Source organism: Streptacidiphilus sp. PAMC 29251, assembly GCF_054208735.2.
The window spans coordinates 9518625-9538278 of sequence record NZ_CM135725.2; the positions used below are offsets into that span (position 1 = coordinate 9518625).

General features: G+C 69.4%; 20 protein-coding genes, 1 tRNA gene and 1 pseudogene. 16 read left to right on the forward strand and 6 right to left on the reverse strand.

Features of this window, described 5'->3' with window-relative positions:
• Nucleotides 1-75 precede the first annotated feature (75 nt).
• The 6 genes from ACXKR8_RS45465 (at nt 76) to ACXKR8_RS45490 (ending at nt 8222) form a co-directional block, all read left to right on the forward strand.
• Nucleotides 76-1119 (forward strand): LacI family DNA-binding transcriptional regulator, encoded by a 1044-nt coding sequence (locus tag ACXKR8_RS45465; RefSeq protein WP_458270396.1) that lies wholly within the window; start codon nt 76-78, stop codon nt 1117-1119.
• A gap of 113 nt (nt 1120-1232) precedes the next feature.
• Nucleotides 1233-2372, forward strand: a complete 1140-nt coding sequence (locus ACXKR8_RS45470) for a substrate-binding domain-containing protein (protein ID WP_458270397.1) — start codon at nt 1233-1235, stop codon at nt 2370-2372.
• 8 nt (nt 2373-2380) lie between these two features.
• A complete protein-coding gene (locus ACXKR8_RS45475) occupies nt 2381-3982 on the forward strand; it encodes a sugar ABC transporter ATP-binding protein (RefSeq protein WP_458270398.1) in 1602 nt (533 codons plus the stop codon).
• Entirely contained in the window at nt 3979-5001 is a 1023-nt protein-coding gene (locus ACXKR8_RS45480; RefSeq protein ID WP_458270399.1) for an ABC transporter permease, read from the forward strand. The genes ACXKR8_RS45475 and ACXKR8_RS45480 overlap by 4 nt, the downstream gene beginning before the upstream one ends.
• Nucleotides 5002-5053: 52 nt before the next feature.
• On the forward strand, nt 5054-6601 hold the full coding sequence (locus ACXKR8_RS45485) for an alpha-L-arabinofuranosidase B (RefSeq protein WP_458270400.1): 1548 nt from the start codon (nt 5054-5056) through the stop codon (nt 6599-6601).
• Between the two features lie 247 nt (nt 6602-6848).
• A complete protein-coding gene (locus tag ACXKR8_RS45490; protein ID WP_458270401.1) occupies nt 6849-8222 on the forward strand; it encodes a glycosyl hydrolase family 18 protein in 1374 nt (457 codons plus the stop codon).
• A gap of 82 nt (nt 8223-8304) precedes the next feature.
• On the opposite strand, the gene ACXKR8_RS45495 is transcribed toward ACXKR8_RS45490, so the two are convergent.
• On the reverse strand, nt 8305-9768 hold the full coding sequence (locus ACXKR8_RS45495) for a glycoside hydrolase family 76 protein (RefSeq protein ID WP_458270402.1): 1464 nt from the start codon (nt 9766-9768) through the stop codon (nt 8305-8307).
• Nucleotides 9769-9895: 127 nt separating this feature from the next.
• Between ACXKR8_RS45495 and ACXKR8_RS45500 the strand changes: the two genes are divergently transcribed.
• Both ACXKR8_RS45500 and ACXKR8_RS45505 read left to right on the forward strand, forming a co-directional pair.
• Nucleotides 9896-10423: a P-loop NTPase family protein gene (locus ACXKR8_RS45500; protein ID WP_458270403.1), complete on the forward strand. Its 528-nt coding sequence runs from the start codon at nt 9896-9898 to the stop codon at nt 10421-10423.
• Between the two features lie 49 nt (nt 10424-10472).
• A complete protein-coding gene (locus tag ACXKR8_RS45505) occupies nt 10473-11312 on the forward strand; it encodes an alpha/beta fold hydrolase (protein WP_458270404.1) in 840 nt (279 codons plus the stop codon).
• A gap of 19 nt (nt 11313-11331) precedes the next feature.
• Here the strand turns inward: ACXKR8_RS45505 and ACXKR8_RS45510 are convergent, their stop codons facing one another.
• Together ACXKR8_RS45510 and ACXKR8_RS45515 are read right to left on the reverse strand one after the other, a co-directional pair.
• Nucleotides 11332-11514: a hypothetical protein gene (locus ACXKR8_RS45510; protein WP_458270405.1), complete on the reverse strand. Its 183-nt coding sequence runs from the start codon at nt 11512-11514 to the stop codon at nt 11332-11334.
• Between the two features lie 57 nt (nt 11515-11571).
• Complete coding sequence (locus ACXKR8_RS45515; protein WP_458270406.1) at nt 11572-12510, reverse strand: RNA polymerase sigma-70 factor; 939 nt, start codon at nt 12508-12510, stop codon at nt 11572-11574.
• 176 nt (nt 12511-12686) lie between these two features.
• Here ACXKR8_RS45515 and ACXKR8_RS45520 point away from each other — a divergent pair, with 176 nt between their 5' ends.
• The 5 genes from ACXKR8_RS45520 (at nt 12687) to ACXKR8_RS45540 (ending at nt 15630) form a co-directional block, all read left to right on the forward strand.
• On the forward strand, nt 12687-13181 hold the full coding sequence (locus tag ACXKR8_RS45520; RefSeq protein ID WP_458270407.1) for a carboxymuconolactone decarboxylase family protein: 495 nt from the start codon (nt 12687-12689) through the stop codon (nt 13179-13181).
• 132 nt (nt 13182-13313) lie between these two features.
• Complete coding sequence (locus tag ACXKR8_RS45525) at nt 13314-13787, forward strand: nuclear transport factor 2 family protein (RefSeq protein ID WP_458270408.1); 474 nt, start codon at nt 13314-13316, stop codon at nt 13785-13787.
• 90 nt (nt 13788-13877) lie between these two features.
• The gene (locus ACXKR8_RS45530) at nt 13878-14300 is read left to right on the forward strand and encodes a transposase (RefSeq protein ID WP_462100120.1); all 423 of its coding nucleotides are present in this window, start codon (nt 13878-13880) and stop codon (nt 14298-14300) included.
• Nucleotides 14297-15331 (forward strand): IS3 family transposase, encoded by a 1035-nt coding sequence (locus ACXKR8_RS45535; protein WP_458274906.1) that lies wholly within the window; start codon nt 14297-14299, stop codon nt 15329-15331. The genes ACXKR8_RS45530 and ACXKR8_RS45535 overlap by 4 nt, the downstream gene beginning before the upstream one ends.
• Before the next feature lie 122 nt (nt 15332-15453).
• Entirely contained in the window at nt 15454-15630 is a 177-nt protein-coding gene (locus ACXKR8_RS45540) for a hypothetical protein (RefSeq protein ID WP_458270409.1), read from the forward strand.
• A gap of 235 nt (nt 15631-15865) precedes the next feature.
• Here the strand turns inward: ACXKR8_RS45540 and ACXKR8_RS45545 are convergent, their stop codons facing one another.
• Nucleotides 15866-16612 carry a hypothetical protein gene (locus ACXKR8_RS45545; RefSeq protein ID WP_458270410.1) on the reverse strand — a complete coding sequence of 249 codons (747 nt, stop codon included), beginning with the start codon at nt 16610-16612 and terminating at the stop codon, nt 15866-15868.
• A gap of 495 nt (nt 16613-17107) precedes the next feature.
• On the opposite strand from ACXKR8_RS45545, the gene ACXKR8_RS45550 reads away from it, so the two are divergent.
• Together ACXKR8_RS45550 and ACXKR8_RS45555 are read left to right on the forward strand one after the other, a co-directional pair.
• Nucleotides 17108-17473 (forward strand): hypothetical protein, encoded by a 366-nt coding sequence (locus tag ACXKR8_RS45550; RefSeq protein WP_458270411.1) that lies wholly within the window; start codon nt 17108-17110, stop codon nt 17471-17473.
• Nucleotides 17474-17632: 159 nt separating this feature from the next.
• A pseudogene (locus ACXKR8_RS45555) lies at nt 17633-17732 on the forward strand (IS5/IS1182 family transposase); the annotation flags it as partial.
• Between the two features lie 157 nt (nt 17733-17889).
• Here ACXKR8_RS45555 and ACXKR8_RS45560 read toward each other — a convergent pair.
• Complete coding sequence (locus ACXKR8_RS45560) at nt 17890-18450, reverse strand: TetR family transcriptional regulator (protein WP_458270412.1); 561 nt, start codon at nt 18448-18450, stop codon at nt 17890-17892.
• An 85-nt stretch (nt 18451-18535) separates the two neighbouring features.
• Here ACXKR8_RS45560 and ACXKR8_RS45565 point away from each other — a divergent pair, with 85 nt between their 5' ends.
• Nucleotides 18536-19384, forward strand: a complete 849-nt coding sequence (locus ACXKR8_RS45565; RefSeq protein WP_458270413.1) for a patatin-like phospholipase family protein — start codon at nt 18536-18538, stop codon at nt 19382-19384.
• 168 nt (nt 19385-19552) lie between these two features.
• On the opposite strand, the gene ACXKR8_RS45570 is transcribed toward ACXKR8_RS45565, so the two are convergent.
• A tRNA-Gln gene (locus ACXKR8_RS45570) sits at nt 19553-19625 on the reverse strand.
• Nucleotides 19626-19654: the final 29 nt, after the last annotated feature.

Sequence of the window (19654 nt, forward strand, 5' to 3'; positions counted from 1 at the left end):
AGCTGTTGACGCTCCTGCTTGTGAACGCTAACAATGAACCACCCGCCACCGAACCGCATGCGAAAGGGAAAGGCCATGGCTGACGCACCCACGACCGGCGCCGCGCGCCAGCCGGTGATGGCCGATGTGGCGCGGCTGGCCGGCGTCTCGCACCAGACGGTGTCCCGGGTGCTCAACGAGAGCCCGAACGTCAAGGAGGCGACCAAGGAGCGGGTGCTCTCCGCGATCCGGGAGCTGGACTACCGGCCGAACTCGGCCGCCCGGACCCTGGTCACCCGCCGCTCGCAGACGCTCGGCGTGGTCAGCTTCGACACCACCCTCTACGGCCCTGCCTCGATGCTCTTCGGCATCGAGCAGGCGGCCCGCAGCGCCGGGTACTTCGTCAGCATCGCCAGCCTGCAGTCGCTGGACGCGCGCTCGGTGCAGGAGGCCGTGGACCGGCTGCGGGACCAGGCGGTGGAGGGTGTGCTGGTGATAGCGCCGCAGACCTCCGCGGCGGGGGCGCTGGCGCAGATCCGCAGTGCGGTGCCGGTGGTGGCAGTGGGATCGGGGGCGCAGGCGCGGGTGCCCGGTGCCGCCGTCGACAACGAGGCCGGGGCGCGGGCCGCGACCCAGTACCTGCTGGACCTGGGGCACCTGACGGTGCATCATGTGGCAGGCCCCGCCAACTGGCTCGACGCCCGGGCCCGCCTGGCCGGCTGGCGCGGGGCGCTGGAGGCGGCCGGGGCGCCGGTGCCGCAGGTGCTGGCGGGGGACTGGAGCGCGCGGTCCGGCTACGACGCCGGACGCCGCTTCCTGGAGAATCCCGAGGACCCCGAGGTCACCGCGGTCTTCTGCGCGAACGACCATATGGCGCTCGGGGTGCTGCGGGCCCTCAACGAGGCCGACCGTGCCATTCCCGGCGACATCAGCGTGGTGGGGTTCGACGACATCCCCGAAGCCTCCTACTTCACCCCGCCGCTCACCACCGTGCGCCAGGACTTCGCCGAACTCGGACGCCGCGGCCTGGGTCTCCTCCTCAGGGAGATGACCGAGGACCGGCTGCCCGCCGAACGCATCCTGATCGCACCCGAACTCGTCCTGCGGGCGAGCACCGCCCCGCACCGCAGGCCCGTCTAGTTCCCGTTCCATCTGCTCCATCCCGCTCCATCCGCTCCATCCGCTCCATCCCGTTTCAGCTGTTTTGAGCCGCAAAATGTTAACGCTCACATCACCCCTCGGAGAGGCCACCCATGTCCCGTTCCGCTGCCCCCAGAGGCAAGAAGCTCACCGTCGTCGCCACCGCCCTGCTGATCACGCTCGGAGCCGCTGCCTGCAGCAGGACCGGTGCCGCGGGGTCCACCACCCCGGCCGCCGGCGGATCCTCCGCCGCGCCGGTGCTGCAGGGCAACCTGAACTTCAACGACGACAACCTCACCAAGCTCGACGCCGCGATCAAGACCGCCCTGGCCGGCCAGGACCTGTCCAAGCTGGACGAGGCCATGGTCGTGAACGTCTCGGTCGACTACTGGAACGCCGGCAAGGTCGGCTTCAACAAGGGCCTGGCCGACCTGGGCATCAAGGGCACCTTCCAGGCTCCCGCGAACGGCCGGCTCGACCAGCAGCTGTCCATCATCCAGACTCTGCGCGGCCAGGGCATCACCGGATTCACCGTCTCCGCGATCGACCCCACTGCGATCAAGGCGCCGATCACCTCCGCCGACCAGGCCGGCATCCCGGTGGTGGCGATCGACTCGCCGCTGCCCGCCCAGGACGGCTCCGCGCTCTACCTCGGCAGCCTCAACGAGGAGTTGGGGGAGAAGGCGGGCGCGGCGATGAAGACCGAGCTGGGCGGCAAGGGCGAGGTGGTCATCCTCACCGGTTCGCTGACCGCCTCCAACTCCCTGGAGCGGATAGCCGGCTTCAAGAAGGCCCTGGCCGGATCCAACATCAAGATCACGCAGACCCTGAACGACGGATCGGACGCCTCCAAGGCCCTCTCCAACGCCTCCACCTCCTTCCAGACCGACCCGAACGTGACCGGCCTCTACGGGGTCTACTCCTACGACGGGCCCGCCGCCGGGCAGGCGGTCCAGTCCGCGGGCAAGACCGGCACCATCAAGGTGATCGCCTCCGACAGCGACCCGCAGACGCTGGCCTTCGTCAAGAGCGGCGTCATCCAGGCCACCGTGCTCCAGCAGCCCTACCAGCAGGGCTACACCGGTGCCTACCTGCTCGCGGCGTTCAAGGTGCTCGGCAAGGACGCCACCGAGGCGCTGGTCAAGCCCTACCTGGAGAGCGACGGCACGACCCTGAGCACCGGCGCCGGGGTGGTCACCCAGGGCAACATCGCCGACTACCAGGCCATGCTCACCAAGCTCGGCATCGGCTGACCGCCGCCATGAACACCACCGAGACAACGACGTCCCGGCGCGAGGACACGGCAGCGGCCCCCGCCGCCGTGTCCCTGCGGGGAGTCAGCAAGAACTACGGACCGGTCAAGGTCCTGGACATTCCCGCACTCGAACTGACGAGAGGTCAGATCGTGGGCGTGGTCGGCGAGAACGGCGCGGGCAAGTCGACCCTGATGGGCGTGCTGTCGGGCACCGTCACCGCCACCACCGGCAGCATCCTGATCGACGGTCAGGAACTGCACGGCGGACGTCCCGACCATGCCCAGGCCCTGGGAGTCAGCCTGGTCGCCCAGGAGTTCCCGCTGGTCGGACAGCTGAGCGTGGCGGAGAACCTGCTGCTCGGACGCCGCCCGGCGTCGGCCGGGGGCCGCTTCGGCGGCCGTTGGCGCTACGACCGGGCCGGCACCAGGGCCGAGGCCAGGGCCCTGCTGGCCGACGTGGGCGTGCAGGGGGTGGACGTCGACCGGCCGGTCGAGCGGCTGCCGGTCCCGGTCCGGCAGATGATCGAGATCGCCAAGGCCTGGGGCCACCGCCCCCTGGTGCTGATCCTGGATGAGCCCACCTCCTCGCTGGGACCGGTCGAGGCCGGCAAGGTCCTGGCACTGGCCCGGCGGCACGCCGAGGCCGGGGGAGCGGTGCTGTTCATCGGCCACCGGCTGGACGAGGTCCGGGCGCTCGCCGACCGGGTGATCGTGCTCCGCGGCGGACGCCTGGTCGCCGACCTGACACCGGACCAGGCCACCGAGGAACGCATCATCAGGGAGATGGTCGGCAGCGAACTCGCCCGTGCCGACATCTCCCCGCCGCCCTCGGTGGAGAACGAGGTGGTGCTGTCCGCGCACGGACTGACCGCCGACGGCCTGGGACCGCTCGACCTGGAGGTCAGGGCGGGCGAGATCCTCGGCGTGGCGGGCCTGATGGGCTCGGGCCGCAGCCGGCTGCTGCACACCCTGATGGGCGCGCAACCGCGCACCGGCGGCACCGTCGCCCTCGGCGGCGAGCCGTTCCACCCCCGGCACCCCGCCGACGCGGTCGAGGCCGGCCTCGGCCTGGTCCCCGAGGACCGCAAGGAGCAGTCCCTGGTCCTGGGCGCGTCCGTGCGCTGGAACATCACCCTGGCCACGCTGCGCCGGATCAGCCGGCGCGGCGTGCTCACCCCGCGCGCGGACCGTGCCCACGCCGGGCGGCTGGTGCGCGAACTGGGCGTGCGGTTGCACACCCCCGAGCAGCCGGTGGGGGACCTGTCCGGCGGCAACCAGCAGAAGGTCGTCTTCGGCCGCTGGCTGGCGACCGAGCCGCGGCTGCTGCTGCTGGACGAGCCGACCCGCGGCGTGGACGTGGGCGCCAAGGCGGAGATCTACGGGCTGATCGACGCGGCGGCCAAGGACGGCCTGGCCGTCGTGGCGGCCTCCTCCGAACTGGAGGAACTGCTCTGGATCTGCCACCGGATCGTGGTGATGGCCCACGGACGGGTCGTCGCCGACATCCCGCGCGAGCGGTTCAGCAAGGAACTCATCATGACCGCGGCGGCCGGAACCCAGGTCGACGCGGCGACCGGCACGGACCAGAACGAGGAGGCGGACGCATGAGCACGGACGTGGCGGTCACCCAGGCGAGCGGAGTGGACGGGGGCGGCATCGGGAAGGGCCCCGGCCGGGCCCGTCGGCTGGTCGAGACGCCCGAGGTGGGCGTGGTGCTGGCCTGTGTGGCGGTCTTTGTCGCCCTCGCCCTGGACAAGCCCACCTTCGCCGGCGCGGTCAACCTCCAGGGCATGGGATTCGACCTGGCCCAGTACGGGCTGATCGCGATCGGCGAGTCCCTGGTCATCCTGACCGGCGGCATCGACCTGTCGGTGGGCGCGCTGCTGGGCACCAGCGTGATCCTGGCGTCCTGGCTCAACGTCCGGGCCGGGCTTCCGGCCGGGGTGGCGATCCTGGCCACCCTGGCCGTCTGCGGCACCGTCGGCCTGATCCACGGCCTGGCCGTGACCCGGCTGAAGATGCCCCCGTTCGTGACCACCCTGGTCACCTACACCGTCGCCCAGGGGGTGACCCTGGCGATCACCTCGGGCACGTCCATCCCCGGCATCTCCGGGGTGTTCGGCGACCTCGGACAGAGCTACCTGGCGCAGATCCCGGTCCCGCTGGTGCTGTTCGCGATCGTCGCGGTGGCGGCCTGGTTCTTCCTGGAACGCACCTACCAGGGGCGTCAGGTCTACGCGGTCGGCGGCAATCCCGAGGCCGCCCGGCTGGCCGGGATCCGGGGCGACCGGCGGGTGGTGTCGATGTACGTCACCAGCTCGCTGCTGTCCGGGCTCGGCGGAATCCTGGTGCTCGGGCGGATGGGCGTCGGCTCGGCCAGCGGGGTCGGCGTGGGCTGGGAACTGTCCGCGATCGCCGCCGCGGTGATCGGCGGCGTCAGCCTGATGGGCGGTCAGGGCCGCATCCTCGGGATCGTCGCCGGCGCGGTGCTGCTGGAGCTCATCAACAACGGTCTGACCACCCTTCAGATCAATTCCAACTACACCCAGATCGTCCTGGGCGCGGTCCTCGGCATCGCCATCACCGCCGACCGGCTGCGTGCCCGCCGCCTCGCCCGGCGCGGATAGCCGGGACTGTCCGCACCGCCACCATGCTCGGGAGTTTCGGAGGAAGAGCCGCATGTCCGTTCCTTCTGCACCACGTCGCTCGACAAGCCTGCTCCTGCTGCTGGGAGCCCTGCTCCTGGTGCTCGCCGGAGGCCTGACCCCGTTGGACGGGACCGCTCGCGCGGCCTCGGCACAACTTCCGTGCGACCTCTACGCCGCTGCGGGCGCCCCCTGTGTGGCGGCCCACAGCACCGTCCGGTCCCTGTACGCGGCCTACCAGGGGCCGCTCTACCAGGTGCAGCGCTCGTCCGACCGCGCGTACGCGGCCATCAGCCCGCTCACCCCCGGCGGGGTGGCCGACGCGGCCGCCCAGGACGCGTTCTGTGCCGCCACCACGTGCGTCATCACGCGCATCTACGACCAGTCCCCCCGGCACAACGACCTGACCGTCGAGGGACCGGGCGGGAACGGCGGCCAGGACCGTGGCGCCTATGCCAACGCGCTGCCGGTCACCGTCGGCGGGCACAAGGCCTACGGGGTCTCCATCGCTCCCGGCATGGGATACCGCGACAACAGCACCACCGGCGTGGCCACCGGCGGCACCGCCCAGGACGAGTACATGGTCGCCTCCGGCACCCATGTCAACAGCGCTTGCTGCTTCGACTACGGCAATGCCGAGACCAGCGGTGACGACACCGGCAACGGACACATGAGCGCGATCAACTTCAGTACCGAGTGCTGGTTCCCGCCCTGCGCCGGCTCGGGGCCGTGGGTCCAGGCGGATCTGGAGAACGGCCTGTTCGCCGGCGGCAACGGCTCCGACACCGCCAACCTCGGCAACAGCAGTCCCTTTGTCACCGCCCTGGTCAGGACCGATGGCACCAGCAGCTATGCCATCAAGGGCGGCAACGCCCAGTCCGGCGCCCTCACCACCTGGTACAACGGCTCACTGCCCAGCACCGGCGGCTACCTCCCGATGCACCAGGAGGGTGCCATCGTCCTCGGCACGGGCGGGGACGACAGCGACGGCTCGGTCGGCTCGTTCTTCGAGGGCGTCATGACCGCGAGCCTGCCCTCCGACGCGACCGACGCGGCGGTCCAGGCGAATGTCGTCGCGGCCGGATACGCCCTCCCGTCCGTGCCCGCGTTGGCACCGGGCACACGGATCTCGCTCCAGGCCACGACCGCCTGCTGCACCGGTGACTACATCCGCCACGACGACAGCGACACCAAGGTCGTCATCTCAGCCGTCAGTTCCGGCAGTTCAGCCACCGACAAGGCGGACGCCGGCTGGATCGTCCACGCGGGGCTTGCGAACAGCTCGTGCGTCTCCCTGGAGTCCGCCAACCGGTCCGGCCAGTACCTCAGGCACTCCGGCTTCCAGCTCTGGCTGCAGCCCGACGACGGCACCGGCCTGTTCGCCCAGGACGCCACGTTCTGCCCGCAGCCCGGGATCAACGGCCGGGGGTACTCGTTCCAGTCCCTGAATTACCAGGACAACTACATCCGCCACTTCAACTACACCGTGTACAACGCCAGTGAGGGGGGATCCAGCGTCTGGGACAACGTCAATGCCTGGACCGACGACGTGAGTTGGATCGTAGCCGCACCGTGGGTGTGACCGTGTCGCGCGGCCGAGGTTGGTTAGGAAACTTTCCTTACTAGAACCCTTGACGGGGGTTGCGGGCGCGAGTTAACTCTGGCGCGACAGGCACTGCATGTGTTCCCGAGACGACGACTGCAGCAACCCCCACCTCGGCATGCCGCTTCGCTTCGGGAGCCCCCACTCCCGACCTCACCGGGAGAAACTTGTGACATGGTCACGTCGTTATAAGATCCTTGCCGCCTCCACGCTGCCGGTCGCAGCGATGGCGATGGCCCTCAACGCCAGTGCCAGCGCCAGCTCACAGGCGACAAGCACCTTCCCGGCCCACTACGCCGCGCCGTACCTGGAGCTCTCCAGCGGCACCGCCGGCGACATGGCGGCCGACCTGAACGCCACCGGGCTGAAGTACTACACGCTGGCCTTCCTGATCCCCAAGTCCGGCTGCACCCCGCAGTGGGAGGACGGCAACAGCTCCCTCGGCTCCTTCACCTCGCAGGTCAACACGCTGAAGTCGGCGGGCGGCAACGTCATCATCTCCTCCGGTGGCGCCGAGGGCGGTGAGCTGGCCGAGACCTGCACCTCGGTCACGTCACTGACCGCCGCCTACGCCAATATCGTCAACACCTACGGCATCACCCGGCTGGACTTCGACATCGAAGGCGACACCCTCAGCAACACCGCGGCCAACACCCGCCGCAACCAGGCGCTGGCCGCGCTCCAGGCGCAGAACCCCTCGGTGCAGGTCGACTACACCCTGGCGGTGGACCCGTCCGGCCTGGAGTCGGACACGCTGAATGTGCTCAAGGACGCCAAGAGCAAGGGCGTCAACGTCAGCGTGGTCAACATCATGACCATGGACTTCGGTGACGGGCAGAACGCCTACAACGACGCCATCTCGGCCGCCAAGGCCACGGCCGCGCAGCTGGCGAGCCTGTACGGCATCTCGACGTCGGCGGCCTACGGCCGGCTCGGGTTGACCCCGATCGCCGGCCAGAACGACGACAACGAGAACTTCACCCAGGCCAACGCCACCTCGCTGGAGAGCTTCGCCGCCACCAACGGCGTCCAGGAGCTGTCCTTCTGGGAGGTCGACGGCTACGACAAGGGCACCGGCTACGCCTACTCCCGGACCTTCAACAAGATCACCGGCGGAACCACCACCCCGCCGACGACCGCGCCACCCACGACCGCACCGCCCACCACGGCGCCGCCCACCACGGCTCCGCCGACGACCGCTCCGCCGACGACCGCTCCGCCCGCCGGCGGCAACAAGTCCTATGAGGCTGAGGCGGCGACCCTGGCCGGCGGCACCACCATCACCAGCTGTGCGCACTGCTCCGGCGGCAAGAAGCTCAGCTATCTCGGCAACGGCGGCACCGCGACCTTCACCGGAGTCTCCGAACCGGCCGCGGGCAGCTACACCCTGACGATCTACTTCATGAGCGTCGGCCAGGCCCGCACCGCCGTCGTCACCGTCAACGGGGTCAACCAGACGGTGAGCTTTCCCGAGACGCCCGACTACAACACCGTCGTCACCAAGACCGTCACCGTGACGCTCAAGGCCGGCAGCGGCAACACCATCGAGTTCTCCAACCCCTCGGCCGGCGCCCCCAACCTGGACCGGATCGTCGTCTGAGAGTCGCGCGTCGCGCGAGTCGCGAGCTGAACCCAGGTGCCGAGGTCTGAGCCTCGGCACCTGGGTTCATTGGTTGGGCGGCTCAGGGCGCTGCGTTCATCAAGTCCAGCGCGCTCTGCTGGCGTGCGGCGTCCGTGCTGTCCAGCGGGCCGTACCAGTGCACTCCGTACTGGTCCAGGGCGTTGCGGTCCGAGCTGTAGGCCTGGGCGGCCTGCTTGTCCAGGTAGCCGCTGTACGGGTGGTCGGCGAGCGCGGCGTTCAGCTTGGCCAGCCCGCGCACGTCCGCGCCCTTGAAGGAAGTGCCGTCGGCGCCGCAGTCTCCGCTCTCGCACGGGTCCTTGAGGATGCCGGCGGAGGTGTTGAGTGTGGCGGAGGCGGTGTTGGCGTTGCCGATCCGGCGGGCCGCGGCCAGGACCGAGGAGTCGCCGGTGGCTCGGTACAACTCGGTGAGACCGCCCTCGAGTTGGCCCTGGTTGTAGGACCAGACCGTGCTGTTGGCGTTCTTGCAGGTGGTCAGGCTGATGCCGTCGCCCACGGTGTTGTCGGCATTGACCATGCCGGTGCCCTGGAACCAGGCCCAGTCGGCTTTCGCCCGCCCGAGGTAGGTGCTGTCCCCGGCGATCCGGTTGTGGAGTGCGGAATTGAGCTCGATGTAGAGGGAGTTGGGGATGGCGTTCTTGACGGTCCGCGCGGTGCTCCACCACACGCCGCCGCCGCAGGTGGTGTCCCAGTACGAGGCCATGTAGTCCGCGTCGGCGCGGGCCGTGGTGAGGTAGCGGGAGTCGCCGGTCAGGTCGTAGGCCGCCACCCAGGTCAGCCCCCACCACCCGGTGTCGTCGAGGTAGTCGTTGCGGAACTGCCCGTCCGCCGAGTTGAGTTGATCGTTGTAGGTCTGGGCGATGGCGTAGCGGTAGCTGCCCATGCCGGTGACCCGGATGTTGTCGATGACGGCATGCAACGCGTTGGCCGAGTTCCACCAGCCGGTGGTGTCGAACAGGCCGGTGCTGGTGTTGTAGAACTCCATCTCGGCGGTGGCGGCGGCGGTGCGCCGGTCGCCGGCGTTCCAGGTGGAACGGGCCCAGGGGGTGCACACGATGTCGGCCCGGTCGCTGGCCTTTCCGCAGGCCCGCAGGGCGCCGACGCCGTTCGCGGCCCAGTTGTCGTTGTTGTACATCAGCGTGCGCCAGCCGGTCTGACCGGTGGGGACGGTGGTGTCACCGAGTTTGCTGCCGGAGGCCCAGGTCCGGCCGCCGTCGAAGGAGCGGTCCAGCCACACCTCGTCGCCGGGGCTCGCGCTGCCCACGGACGCCCAGGCCATGGCATCCGTGTCGTCGAAGTGCAGGGTGAAGGTGCGGGAGAAGAGCGTCGCGGTCAGGGCCTGGCGGTCCTGGGTACTGAGCGCGGGGTCCCTGGCGTCGCAGTACTTGTTGCAGACGGTCGGTTGCGCGGCGGATGCCGACGTGCTGTCCGCCAGAGCCTGCAGCGGGAGTATCGTCAGAAGCAGGCCCGTGAACGCTGCGAACAACAATGACCTCGACATGTGCATGGGGGCTCCCGAAGGCTCGCCGAACATTCGACGGTATCCACGTGGCCTGAACGCGTCAATGGTCTGGACAACTGGCCTGAACAACGAGTCGGGAAGGCCCGAGCCGCTCCTCAGGTACGCTGCGCGGATGAAGCGGATCCTTGTCGCCGGTATCACTGGAGCCGGTAAGTCCACGATGGCCCGCTCCCTCGGCGCACAGCTGGGCCTGCCCTACCACGAGATGGACTCCCTGTACTTCACCGGCCCCGACTGGGCGGTGAACGGTGAGTTCGTCGCCCAGGTCACCGAGATCGCCGCGGCGCCCACCTGGATCTTCGACTCGTTCGGCTACCCCGACGTCCGCGACCTGCTGTGGGAGCGTGCCGACACCGTGGTCTGGCTGGACTACCCCCGGCGCGTGGTCATGCCCCGGGTCCTGCGCCGTTCGCTGCGCCGAACCGTCCTGCGCGAGCGGGTCTTCGGCGGCAACCGTGAGACCTGGCGGGGCTGGTTCGACCGGGAGCACCCGGCCTGGTGGTCCTGGTCCCAGCACGGGGCCCGTCGGGCGGACATCCAGCAACGCGCCGACGACCCGCGCTTCGCCCCGCTGCAGGTGATCCGCTTGGACTCCCCGGCCGAGGCAGCCCGCTGGCTCCGAGCCGTCGCAGCGGCCTAGACCGCGAACCCGCTTGCCCTGTCCGGACCCTGCTGACAGGGTCGTGGCCATGCCTACCTTCTCCGCGTACGACGGAACCGAACTCGCCTACCACGTGTCCGGAGACGGCCCGCCGCTGGTCTGCCTGCCTGGGGGGCCGATGCACGACTCCGCCTACCTCGACGACCTCGGCGGCCTCTCCGCGCACCGGCAGCTGATCAGGCTGGACCTGCGGGGCACCGGCCGGTCGGCGATCCCGCAGGACACCGCCTCCTACCGCTGCGACCGGCTCGTGGACGACGTGGAGGCCCTGCGCGAGCACCTCGGCCTGGAGCGGATGGACCTGCTCGGGCACTCCGCCGGAGCGAATCTGGCGGCGCTGTACCTGGGACGGCACCCGGAACGCGTCAGCAGGCTCGCGCTGATCACACCGGGCATTCTGGCCATCGGCATCACGATCACCGCGGATGAGCGGCTCGAGATCGCCCGACTGCGCCAGGACGAGCCGTGGTTCCCGGCATCGTTCGCCGCCCTGGAGGACATCGTGGCGGGCAAGGCCACCGACGACAGTTGGCAGGCCATCGCGCGGTTCTACTACGGGCGCTGGGACGAGGTCGCCGAGGCCCACCAGGCGGTGGAGGGCGCGCAGCGGGACAGCGAGGCCACCACGGTCTTCAGCGCCGAGGGCGCGTTCGATCCGGCCGCCACCCGCGCGGCGCTGGCACAGTTCGCCCCGCCGGTGCTGCTGCTCGCCGGGGAGGTCGATCTGGCAGCCCCTCCGCGGACGGTGGCGGAATTCGCCGGGCTGTTCCCGAACGCCGAGCTGGTCATTCAGCCCGGCGCCGGACACTATCCCTGGCTCGACGACGCCGACCGGTTCCTGGCGACCACGGCGGCGTTCCTGAAATGACCGCCGGCGACCATTTCGCCTATTCGCCTTCCCCCGCCGCCCGCCGCCCGCCACCGGTGTCGCCTTGGCCCCGGATGAGGGCGAGCAGACGTGCGCCCGAGTAGCGGAACCAGTGGTAGCTGAACCAGACGACGACCACGGGCACCCCGACGGCGACCGGGGTGCGGGCCTTGGACGACCAGTTCGTCTGGAACCACCACATGTTCTGCTGGTCGAGGGCGTGCTTGTGACACCCTCCCGCGTCACCTGGGGTGCGGGGTCAGCGGCGCAGCGTGGTCTCCTGCTCCAAGCGCGACAGCTTCTCGGGGTTGCGCACGAAATACAGCCCCGTGATCAAGCTTCCCTCGGTCCGTAGCGCCAGGACGCCCTCGACCTGCCCGCCGATCCGCATGATCAGTGCCGGGTGGCCGTTGATCTGCGCCGACTCCACCGACGCGGACCCTGCGATCCTGCCCAGGCCCGCCGTCAACAGAGCGGCGACCGGGTCGGCGCCCACGATCGGCTCCAGCGCTGCCTGGACGATCCCGCCGCCATCGCTCAGGAACACCACGTCCGGGGCCAGTTGGTCGAGCAGACTCTGCAGGTCCCCGGTTTCGACCGCTCGCTGGAAGGCCAGCAGCGCCGCGCGGTTCTGGGCCCGGGACACGACAGCACGTGGCCGCCGCGCGGCGACATGGTTGCGTGCCCGGTGCGCGATCTGCCGGACTGTGACTGTCTTCTTGTCGACGGCCTCGGCGATCTCGTCGTAGTCCCAGCCGAACACCTCCCGCAGCACGAACACCGCGCGCTCGGTCGGTGTCAGCGTCTCCATCACCAGCAGCATCGCCATCGAGACGCCCTCGGCCAGCTCGACATCCTCGGCGACGTCCGGCGCGGTCAGCAGCGGCTCGGGCAGCCAGGGGCCGACGTAGGACTCCTTGCGCCGACGCAGCGAACGCAGCCGCATCAGCGCCTGACGGGTGGTGACCCGGACCAGATACGCGCGCGGGTCCTGCACGACGTCGGAGTCGACCTTCACCCATCGCAGCCAGGTCTCCTGCAGCACGTCCTCGGCGTCGGCGGCCGAGCCGAGCATCTCGTAGGCGACGGTGAACAGCAGGTTCCGGTGGGCGATGAAGGACTCGGTGGCCTGGTGGGCACGCACGCGCTCCCCCCGCGGCTCGTCGGTGTCCGCGGTTCGGTCGCTGTGCTCGTTCATCGCCGGCCCCATCCCTACTGGATCGTCCTATTGCCGCACACGAGATGCCGGTCCCACAGATTGCGTGACACCTGTCGGCAGTGACATGGGTCATATGGCCGCGCTGTCACGCCGATCGGGCCGCCGGCATCTCCTGGTCGATGTGCAGCAACGACAACATGCTAGGAGCACGCACAATGACCGCTCGTTTGAGCCTGTTCGGCAACGCGGACGCGACCGCTGCCAAAGCCGCTGCCCAGTTCGGTGCGGCCAGCAAGACGATCCTCATCGAATCGGCCCTGCCCGCCGCGACCCAGAAGTTGGTGCTGCTGCGGGCCAGCCAGATCAACGGCGACGCCTACGCCACCGACGTGTGGACCAAGAACGCCGCGGCCGCCGGCGAGAGCGCCACCCGCCTCCACCTGGTCGCAGTCTGGCGGGAGGCCACGGTGTTCACCGACGCCGAACGCGCCGCCTTGGAACTCACCGAGCAGGGCACCCACCTCGCCTACGCCGCGGGCGGTGTCGGCGACGGAGCCTGGACGGACGCCGCTAAGCACTACGACGAAGACCAGTTGCGCGATCTGGTGGTGCTCATCGCCCTGATCAACGCGACCAACCGCATGAGCGTCATCGTCCGGCAGCCCGGCGGCGCCTACCAGCTCGGCCAGTTCGCCGACACAGCAAACTGACTTCCACGCCGACCACGACCACGACCGCGCCCGGGGTCACCCACCCCGGGCGCGGTGGGGCGCTTCCAGCCGACGGCCAACTGGGGAGTTCCCCGCTTGTCTCGCCGGGTCCGCACACCACAAGGAGTCATCATGGCGGGGAAAGAAGCAACGCAGTGCACGCCTGTCGAGTCGGCCGACGTCCACCGGCGGATCGCAACCGAGGACCGCGTCGCCATCGGCGAGCTGATCTCGCTGCACGGGCACCTGACCGACGACGGCGACCTCGACCGGTTCGACGAGGTGTTCTCCGCAGACGTCACCTACGACCTCGCCGACTTCGGCCTCGGCGCTTTGGCGGGCATCTCCGCGATCCGTGACGCAGCGCTGGCCATGGGGGACGCGAATCCAGTCGGTCATCACATCACGAACGTCGTCCTCACCGCAGTGAATGCCGACGAAGTGCACAGCCGGTCCAAGGGAATCGGCATCACCGCGGACGGCACGAGCGGGAGCGTGGTCTACGAAGACACCCTCAGGCGTGAGGACCGGGGGTGGCGGATCAGCCATCGCAAGGTCCTGGCTCGGCGCAAGCCTCTGGGAGCCGGGGGACTCGACCGCCAGTGAACGAGACCGCGCTCCACTCGCTGATCCCCCGGACCAGCCCCCTCTCTGACAGTCTCGACTGAGACGTCCGGTTCGTCCGGGTTAGTCTGGATGGGCGAGACAGGAGATTCCCGGCATGGCTTCCAATACCACCACCTCACGCACAGCCCCCGAGCCCGACCCGGCCCGCGGCCGAAGCGGCGCACGTTCACGGCGGAATACAAGCTGCGGATCGTCGCTGAGTACGATGCCGCCCCCAGCGGGGAGAAGGGCGCGGTCCTGCGCCGCGAGCGGTTGTACCACTCGCACATCATCGAGTGGCGGGCCGCGCGAGACGCCGGAGCGATGGCCACGCTCGCCGACCGGCGGACCTCGCCCGCACGCCCCAAGAGGCCCGCCGAAGCAGCCGAGGCCGAGCGGCTGCGCAAGAGGCTGGCCGTCGTGGAACGGGAGCTGGCGCAGAAGGACGCCGCCCTGGAGCTGCTGGGAAAAGCTTCCGCACTCTTGGAACTGCTCTCCAAGAGTGCGGGCTGAAAGCCGAGGCCGAGCAGGTCGCCGACGAGCTCTTCCAGTCGCTGGAGCGGGAGTTGAACACCACTGCGGCCTGCCGGCTGACCGGTCGCTCACGGGCCACGCACTACCGTCGGCTCAACCCGCCCCCGCCGCGCGAGCGCGCTCCGCGCCCCTCGCCGCCCTCAGCTCTGGCTCCGGCGGAGCGCGCGCGGATCCTGGCACTGATGAACAGCCCGGCCTATGCCGAACTGGCACCTGCCCAGATCTGGGCGCGCGAACTGGACGAGGGCCGCTACTACTGCTCAGTGCGCACGATGTACCGGATCCTGGAGGCCCAGGGCCAGACCGGCGAGCGCCGCCGCCAGGCCACCCACGCCGCCAAGTCCATCCCCGAACTCGTGGCCACCGCCCCCTCGCAGGTCTTCAGTTGGGACATCACCAAACTGGCCGGACCAGACAAGGGCATCTGGTACCACGCCTACGTCATCATCGACATCTTCAGCCGCTACGTCGTCGGCTACACCGTGGAGATGGCCGAATCGGCCGAGCGCGCCGAGGAGTTGATCAGCGAGACCGTCGAACGCAACGGCATCGCCCCCGAGCACCTGCACGCGGACCGCGGCACCTCGATGACCAGCAAGAAAGTCTCGCAGTTGCTCATCGATCTGGGCGTGACGCGCTCGCACTCGCGCCCCAAGGTCTCGAATGACAACCCGTACAGCGAAAGCCAGTTCAAAACCACGAAGTACATGGCCGACTACCCGGCGCGGTTCGACTCCCTGAACCACGCACGCGAGTGGTTCGACTCATTCATTGCCTATTACAACCATGAGCATCGCCATTCGGGCATCGGGCTGCACACGCCTGCGTCCGTGCACTTCGGCACCGCCGGCCAAGTCCAGGACCAGCGCGCCGTCACGCTCAACGAGGCATACGCCCGCCACCCCGAACGCTTCGCCCGCCGCCCCCGCCCGCCCAAGATCCCCGATCAGGCGTGGATCAACGACCCCGCCAAACGCAGAGAACCCGAATCAGCACAACAGAGCGCATAACCGTACGAACGTCTCATTTGACTTGACACGTTCCGGCCGGGCAAGGAGGAACCGTTGCGGCCCAAGCCGCTCACGGGCCTGACACCGGGACAGACAGCCGAGCTCACACTCCCGGTGTCCCGGTGGCCGCGCTGCTCGGTCGGCCGTCTACCAGGCCCGGCGGCCGCCCGAACGCCCCGGGCCTGGCCGACTCGATCGCCCTGGTCGCCGCCGAGGGCCGGTTCGTCGAGGTCGCACACCCGATGGTCCGCCGCGGCGACAGCACCGTCGTCGACTTCGCCTTCGATGTCACGGAGTAGGAGCGCCGGTGGGGCGGACACGGCCGCGAGCCAGGCGGCATGTCGATCTGTGCGCGCGGGGCATGGGGTTGGCGGCGGCGGGTGATGAGCAGCCGGACGCGGTTGGCGACGGTCGCCGCGATCGGGATCCCGACGAACACCCCCGGCGGCGTCGGATCAGAGGTGGCCGCTCCAGGCACTATCCGCCCGGCCTGCCACCTCTCCGCGGCAAGGAGGGCGAACAACGGCTCCTCCGTTACCGGCGGACGACGATGTCATCAGCTCTGGCCGCAAGCACGGCTGCTGCGCTGACTTGCCGGTGGCCCTCCTCGCCCCGGAACCAGATCCACGCCTGACGTTCGCGCGGGAACTCCCTGCTCACGTAGGCGAACTCCATGACGGCGACGGCATCGGACATCCGCCAGCTCAGCATGGGGCCTGACGCTTCGGCGACCTCGCTGAGGTTGTCCAGGTGCCGGGCGATAGCGAGGCCGCCGCCGTCGATCGGCCACGGATCCCAGGCCGAGACCTCGTCCATGACGGCGTGGGACTCGATCCGGTGGATCATGGATGCCTCCATCTCCTGGAAGACACCCTCGCCGGCGGTGTTCTCGACTCCAACGCGCCCGTCGGTGTGGACGAGATAACGGACCGGGTGGGCAGCGGACGGTCCGTCCCAGTCGAAGAACCAGCCCCGCACGGGATCGGGCCACGCATATGACCCCAGCTCGTGGCTCCACTCAAGGCTGTGCTCCGAACGCCCGCCATTCGCGTTCGCGAGACTGCGTTGCACGGTGTAGCGCAGTCCGCCGTACCTCTGCGCGAAGCCCTCGCGTCGGATCACCAGTTCCCTCGGGGCGGGGATCAGCCGACCCTTGCGGTCGCGGACCCGCAGCAGTTCCGTAGGGAGCCTGGGTTCCGTCGGCTCCTGCCGACATCCGGTGCGGTCGAGCAGGGCGAGGGCACGCGGAGACAGACCGGAGCGGTCTTCCAGGATGTGCATATTCTTCTTTTCCAACTTGAAGACTGCATCAGCGAACGCACAGTACCCGGCTAGCCCCAGCAGTGTGAAGCCCGCTCCGGGCAATAACCCCTTCGAGACTAGGTGTGGTCAACAGCCGGATCTCATCGATGCCCTACTGGCGGAGCCTCTAGGAGGTCTCGCAGATGGCGCCGCCGACCACGTTGAGGTTGAACGATCCATCGCACGGGCGGGCGACTGTCGCGTACCCTCCTGATCTTCGCGACCTTTCTGCAGAGTGCTGTGGTCTGCTTCCGCGCCCTGACACCCGTAGCCGCATGCGTTCTTGCCCTGCTGACAGCCTGTTCCCCGGCATCCGCGGGCGATGGCGGGGCAACGGCGACAACCCCTACCATGTCTGTCGCTCCGAGGGCCTCGTCGGACTTGCTGACGGCAACTGACCTGTCCACGGCTGACAGACAGTTGAAGCAACTGCTCTCGGACGCCATGTCGCAGGGGACGCCGCCCAGTTCTGGAATGGATGCGCAACTGGATCCTGACGGGATGCCCGGCTTCGCTGCGCCTGCCTGCACCAAGCCCGGCACGGTACGTCACACCCTTATCGTGATGCCGAACGATTCTGCGGGTTCGTCCGACCGTGGTCCCATCGCCAAAATGTTTCTCGAAGCCCGCGGCTGGCGATTCGGCCCCTGGGTAACGCTCCCCAACGCCGGCCAGGTGCCGTATACCTACGCCTTCGGGACGCACGGTGACTACCGGTTGAAGATCCTCTACCTCAATGGCCAGCACACCGCCGTGGTGACCGGAATATCGGCCTGCTTCCCGGGGAAGCCGGTCACCGCCCCCTCCGAGTTCCCCGGTTCCGTGGCCAGGACACCCTGATGCACCGCCTGCCTGGCCCATCGCGGCAGTTCCTGCCCGACAGGCCAGCAGCCGGAAAGTCCGGGCGGGGCGGAGGAGGGAGCCGTGGCGGAGCCCTGGCCCGCGACGCCAGCCACCATCTGCCGGTAGCTCCAAGGCCCCCGGCGGCGGCCAGGCCGCGCCTTCTTTGACCTCGCCGACACGATCATTACCGTTCGCAGCCTGATCCGCCGAGCCTGGACCCCCCCGCTGGGACCACCGCCCGAATCGCCCCCCATGAGCGCGCGCCCACTCCTGGGCGAAGCCGGGCACCAGCCTGTTCGGAGCGGTCACGGCGTCGCTCACCGACTCGGAGGTGTCCCGACCCCGCCATCGGACCAACCTCCGTCCTTGCCCGTGTGGTGCCGCCCGGACGGTGGCTTCAGCTTCTCGTGCGTTCACTGCCCCAGGAGTCCGGCGAAGCGGTCCAGCGCACGATCGGTGCGGTGGCGGTCGCCGGTGGTTGTGAGATCGAACAACAGACCCCGGACAACGGCCATGACCAACGTGGGCGTGACGGTGTCGTCAGGACCGGCGGAAACGTCGCGGAAGGTGGCACCGAGAGTGTCGAACCAGTCCGTGATCGCCTCGCCCTGGTCGGGGTAGTTCTCGGGGTGGACCAGGCCGTCGGCGTGCACCTCGAAGAACAGCCGGACGAACGGCGCACGTTCATCCGCGCTGATCCACGCCCAGATGCCGCGCAGTCGCTCCTGCACGGAGTCGGTGTCCGCCGGAAGGTGGCCGCCCAGGCGCACCGCACCTCGGCGACGGGCCTCGGCGAGGACCGCAGCGACCAACTCCTGTTTGCTGCCGAAGTCGTAGAGCAGCATCCGCGGACTGGTGTCCAGAGCCGCGGCCAGTGGTCGCAGGCTCAGCCCGGCCAGGCCGTGCGCCAGCACGTAGTCGGTCGCCCGCGTCAGCGTGCGCTCGCGCCGGGCGGGGTCTGCGGGTCGCCCCACGGTGGATCCTCTCGCAGCAATGTGGAACCGGGACAGCATTGGCGAGTATATGGTACGACTGTTTCAATAACGAGGGGAGATCACCATGCACACCATCGACCGGGCACTCGTCCTCGGTCCGGGGAGTCACGTCGGCACGGCCTGGATGGCCGGACTGGCCTACGGGTTGCGCCGCGACGGCGTGGATCTGGGCGAGGCCGACCTGATCGTCGGCACGTCGGCCGGCTCGATCGTCGGAGCGCTGCTTGCCACGGGACAGGACCCGGGGCGGCTCGCGAGCGCGGCTCGTCCGGCCGCCTACCGGCTCAAGGCGGACCCCGTGCGGATGGGCGAGGTGTTCGCCGTGCTCGGCGACGGCAGCCTGGAACCCGGCGAGGCCAGGCGTCGCGTCGGTCGGCTCGCGCTCGAAAATACCGACCCTCAGGCCGAGGAAGCGCTGATCGCGGGGCGCGCCGCCCTGATCGGTGCGGACAGGTGGCCGGAGCGACGACTGCTGGTCACCGCCGTGAACGCAATCACCGGTGAGCCCGTGGTGTGGGACCGCGACAGCGGCGTGCCATTGGTTTCCGCAGTGGCGGCGAGCAGCGCCTTCCCCGGGGCCGCGCCGCCCGTTGCCATCGAGGGCCGGCGGTACATGGACGGGGCGCTGCGGTCGGGCACCAACGCCGATCTCGCAACCGGCGCACGCACGCTGGTCGTGGTCGAGCCGATGGCGCACCTGTTTCCCCGCGAGCCGCTCAACCAACAGTTGGCTGCCCTGGGTGCGGACGCGGTGGTGACCATCGGCCCCGATCCCGCCTCGGTGCGCGCGTTCGGCTCAGACCCGGGCGACCTGGCAGCCTGGGAACCGGCCTACCAAGCGGGCCTTCGCCAGGCCGGCGACCTCGACGCTCGACTCCGCCTCGTGTGGAGGCCAACGCCCGATGCGGGCTGACCGTCGATCAGGTCGGGCCGACCGCTCGCGCAGCCCGTGGCGAATCGACCCCGGAGTGGTTCGGTGAACCAGGATGGAACTGCAGGCACAGGTCTTCACGGTGATCACAGAGCGTCACAGCTCCATCATCTGCGCGACCTCTTATTTCGAAGTGGTGGATGTGGGTGCTTGCGGGGACAGGGCTCGAACCTGCGTCCACCCGGGTCAGAGCCGGGCGCTCTACCACTGAGCTACTCCCGCAAGCACCTTGATCCTCGCCTCCGGCCCACG

What these genes read in the sequence shown, in the direction of transcription:
- ACXKR8_RS45485 (WP_458270400.1), top strand. Translation starts at nt 5,054, where the DNA reads ATGTCCGTTCCTTCTGCACCACGTCGCTCGACAAGCCTGCTCCTGCTG.
- ACXKR8_RS45530 (WP_462100120.1), top strand. Translation starts at nt 13,878, where the DNA reads ATGGGCGAGACAGGAGATTCCCGGCATGGCTTCCAATACCACCACCTC.
- ACXKR8_RS45510 (WP_458270405.1), bottom strand. Translation starts at nt 11,514, where the DNA reads ATGTGGTGGTTCCAGACGAACTGGTCGTCCAAGGCCCGCACCCCGGTC.
- ACXKR8_RS45520 (WP_458270407.1), top strand. Translation starts at nt 12,687, where the DNA reads ATGACCGCTCGTTTGAGCCTGTTCGGCAACGCGGACGCGACCGCTGCC.
- ACXKR8_RS45565 (WP_458270413.1), top strand. Translation starts at nt 18,536, where the DNA reads ATGCACACCATCGACCGGGCACTCGTCCTCGGTCCGGGGAGTCACGTC.
- ACXKR8_RS45465 (WP_458270396.1), top strand. Translation starts at nt 76, where the DNA reads ATGGCTGACGCACCCACGACCGGCGCCGCGCGCCAGCCGGTGATGGCC.
- ACXKR8_RS45550 (WP_458270411.1), top strand. Translation starts at nt 17,108, where the DNA reads ATGGATGCGCAACTGGATCCTGACGGGATGCCCGGCTTCGCTGCGCCT.
- ACXKR8_RS45480 (WP_458270399.1), top strand. Translation starts at nt 3,979, where the DNA reads ATGAGCACGGACGTGGCGGTCACCCAGGCGAGCGGAGTGGACGGGGGC.
- ACXKR8_RS45500 (WP_458270403.1), top strand. Translation starts at nt 9,896, where the DNA reads ATGAAGCGGATCCTTGTCGCCGGTATCACTGGAGCCGGTAAGTCCACG.
- ACXKR8_RS45490 (WP_458270401.1), top strand. Translation starts at nt 6,849, where the DNA reads ATGGCGATGGCCCTCAACGCCAGTGCCAGCGCCAGCTCACAGGCGACA.
- ACXKR8_RS45470 (WP_458270397.1), top strand. Translation starts at nt 1,233, where the DNA reads ATGTCCCGTTCCGCTGCCCCCAGAGGCAAGAAGCTCACCGTCGTCGCC.
- ACXKR8_RS45525 (WP_458270408.1), top strand. Translation starts at nt 13,314, where the DNA reads ATGGCGGGGAAAGAAGCAACGCAGTGCACGCCTGTCGAGTCGGCCGAC.
- ACXKR8_RS45475 (WP_458270398.1), top strand. Translation starts at nt 2,381, where the DNA reads ATGAACACCACCGAGACAACGACGTCCCGGCGCGAGGACACGGCAGCG.
- ACXKR8_RS45505 (WP_458270404.1), top strand. Translation starts at nt 10,473, where the DNA reads ATGCCTACCTTCTCCGCGTACGACGGAACCGAACTCGCCTACCACGTG.
- ACXKR8_RS45545 (WP_458270410.1), bottom strand. Translation starts at nt 16,612, where the DNA reads ATGCACATCCTGGAAGACCGCTCCGGTCTGTCTCCGCGTGCCCTCGCC.
- ACXKR8_RS45495 (WP_458270402.1), bottom strand. Translation starts at nt 9,768, where the DNA reads ATGCACATGTCGAGGTCATTGTTGTTCGCAGCGTTCACGGGCCTGCTT.
- ACXKR8_RS45515 (WP_458270406.1), bottom strand. Translation starts at nt 12,510, where the DNA reads ATGAACGAGCACAGCGACCGAACCGCGGACACCGACGAGCCGCGGGGG.